The following is a 2,327-nucleotide window of genomic DNA, read 5'->3' as shown; positions in this document are numbered from 1 at the left end:
GATGTGTCCGCTGGCGCGAACTGGTCTTTTGTTTGCAGTCTAGTGCTTGATGTTATGTTATTGTAGGTTCCTGGACTTGCGTCTGAGCCGCCAACTGCTTGCTGCACATTTACTGTTGCAACCATCCATTTTTTCCTCCAATTTGTTTTATGAAATATTCTCCAAAATCTGTTCAATCAAATTCGCTGAGTTCCGAACAACCGTGACAGTTTTTGTTACCTCGCCGTCGGATAACTCCAGTTCCGTAATGTAACCCGCCTCGTTGCGTGTAACCGAGACGTTCTGGACGCTTCGGAGTCCGTGGATGGCGTCGTGGATTGCCTTGTAGGCTTTGCTGTAGTTGCCCCAGTTTGTTTCGCTCAACGTTTTTCACCAAAAAAAGGGAAGTTAAGGCACCGAAAACCACGCTGATTTTACCAGCCTGTTCCCCGTGCCACTGCTTTGGTTCGTAAGACTCCAAGACCAACACGTTCCGAAGCTGCGATTCCGTATCTGTCTTGTTTGGGGTTTTCAAAGGGCTCTGCTATGATGTCTCTGCGAAGTAACATAACTGCGGCTACGTCGGTGTCGATACAGTAAACTGTTCCAGGCGTTACCTTGGTGCTTACAACAATTTTCATGCCAAGATACGTTTCACCCAAGATTCCACGGCGTATATCCGCCATGCCGCCAAAATAGAAGCTGTGGATAAACTGGTCTTCTTGCCACAAATCTGCAAGCTGCGCAGGGTTGATTACCAAAACTTTGGCGTTGAAGTTTTCAGATTTTATTCTGTTCCAAAAACCAACAAGCCCCGCCCAATCCAAAGTGCTAGAACCGTTGTATTCATTTCCACCAGCAAGGTCACCTGCAGATATGGTGTCGTAGGCTTCTAGAATTTTTTCTGTTTCAAGCTCTGCGATGGCTCGTCCAACCTCGGCGGTTTGGCGCTCCATTACACCCCAAGAAGCATCCTCAAAAAACTTCTTGGAATACTCTGCACCCGCTTTGATTTCCATGTCCGCTTTGACGTCTACTGTGTCATACTTTTCTTGGGTAATCCACACCTGCGAAAGCTCGGCAGTTCTATGAGCTTTACCAAGTTTCGCCTTAGGAAACCGGACCAAAGTCTCGGTTGTGGGTAACACCCAAATAATTTCCCGTCCAATCAAGGCAGGTTGAGCCGCATCTACCACAACGTCATGCATCTTTCCAAGAGCATTTGCGGTGTCGCTTAGCACGGCTTCGCGCATTACTGCGTTAACCATCAGGTTAGATTTCGCACGTTCCAAAAGCTCAGGCAAAATCGGCTGATATTCGGGGTCTTTTGTTATTGCTTCAAAAAGTTTCGGCATACAATGTGTCCTCCTTAAGCCTTGGATACGTGAATCAAACCTGTGTCGCCGCTGCCAAAAGACTGCAGGGCAACTCCTACTGCTCGTGCGATTCTGTCAGGCAACTCAGTTTCGTCGTAAGCCACAGAACCATCAGCCAACGCGATTACGCAGGCATCGGCGTCTGTTTGAACTTTTTCGCCTAGGCCTACTGTGCCACCCGCGGTAACTTTGACAACTCCGCTTGTGCAAACAGAACAAACGTCGCCGCTTTCAACCGTTGTTAAGGCAACACCCAAAGCGTACTGGGTAGCTGCGGTGCATTGGCTTACTGTCATGTCGTCGCTTAGGTAAACTAGGTCACCCTTTGTTACTGCGGAACCTGCTTCAAAGCTCAGAACAGTTCCGTCGGTTATCATTTCTCCAACTTCTGCGTCGGGATAAAGGTCAGTCACGTGTTCTTCCTCCAGTTTTGTTGCGGTTTAGGCAAGTTCATCCTTGCTTACTCCCGGTCAGTTGTGTTGACTGTGAATTTAGCCTGTGCCGAAGCTGCCGCACAAGCAACTGCGGACCAAGACTCCAAGCCCGAACAATCCAATCCTCAGGCAACAATTTCAGAATCTCAGTTTTATGTATCAAATCAGAACCCAAAGGCTCCGTAGACGCGATTATTGCCTCACCCAACGGTTCGGGCGGCTCAGGCAAAGTTTCAGAATGGTTACGAGCATACTGAGGGTGGTCCTCTAGCCACTCCTTCATTTTCTGTAAATCCCAGCCCTTCTCCTTGGAAAAAAGCAACGCAACAGGCTGGGGGTTATCCGGTTTTTCGCGCAAAAGCCCATACAGACCCTTTATTCCGCTGTTTTGGTCAATCCAAACCGTTGAGAAATGTTCCTCCAAAAACGTTTGAGGGTCATAAACTAGGTGCATAACAAACTCTGGACCTGCTTGCTCCTTGAGTTCTGGCTGTTTTAGTTTGTTGATTATGGCTTCCCAGATTTCAACCGTAGTTTT

At 48.0% G+C, this 2,327-nt stretch carries 4 protein-coding genes; all 4 read right to left on the bottom strand.

Features of this window, described 5'->3' with window-relative positions; all coding sequences use genetic code 11:
* Window positions 1-147: 147 nt before the first annotated feature.
* Complete coding sequence (locus tag NWF04_01990; protein MCW4005361.1) at window positions 148-363, bottom strand: hypothetical protein; 216 nt, start codon at window positions 361-363, stop codon at window positions 148-150.
* A 50-nt stretch (window positions 364-413) separates the two neighbouring features.
* Window positions 414-1,334 (bottom strand): hypothetical protein, encoded by a 921-nt coding sequence (locus tag NWF04_01985; GenBank protein ID MCW4005360.1) that lies wholly within the window; start codon window positions 1,332-1,334, stop codon window positions 414-416.
* A gap of 14 nt (window positions 1,335-1,348) precedes the next feature.
* On the bottom strand, window positions 1,349-1,768 hold the full coding sequence (locus tag NWF04_01980) for a DUF2190 family protein (protein MCW4005359.1): 420 nt from the start codon (window positions 1,766-1,768) through the stop codon (window positions 1,349-1,351).
* Window positions 1,769-1,805: 37 nt separating this feature from the next.
* A partial coding sequence (locus NWF04_01975; GenBank protein ID MCW4005358.1) for a hypothetical protein occupies window positions 1,806-2,327 on the bottom strand: 522 nt, incomplete at its 5' end.

The sequence above is a fragment of the Candidatus Bathyarchaeota archaeon genome (assembly GCA_026014465.1).
GTDB lineage: Archaea > Thermoproteota > Bathyarchaeia > Bathyarchaeales > Bathycorpusculaceae > JADGNF01.
Note: the sequence above shows the minus strand (reverse complement) of the source record. Positions and strands in the feature narration are given on the sequence as shown.

Excerpts from the sequence above, each read along its gene's own strand:
- NWF04_01985 (MCW4005360.1), bottom strand. The coding sequence starts at position 1,334 with ATGCCGAAACTTTTTGAAGCAATAACAAAAGACCCCGAATATCAGCCG.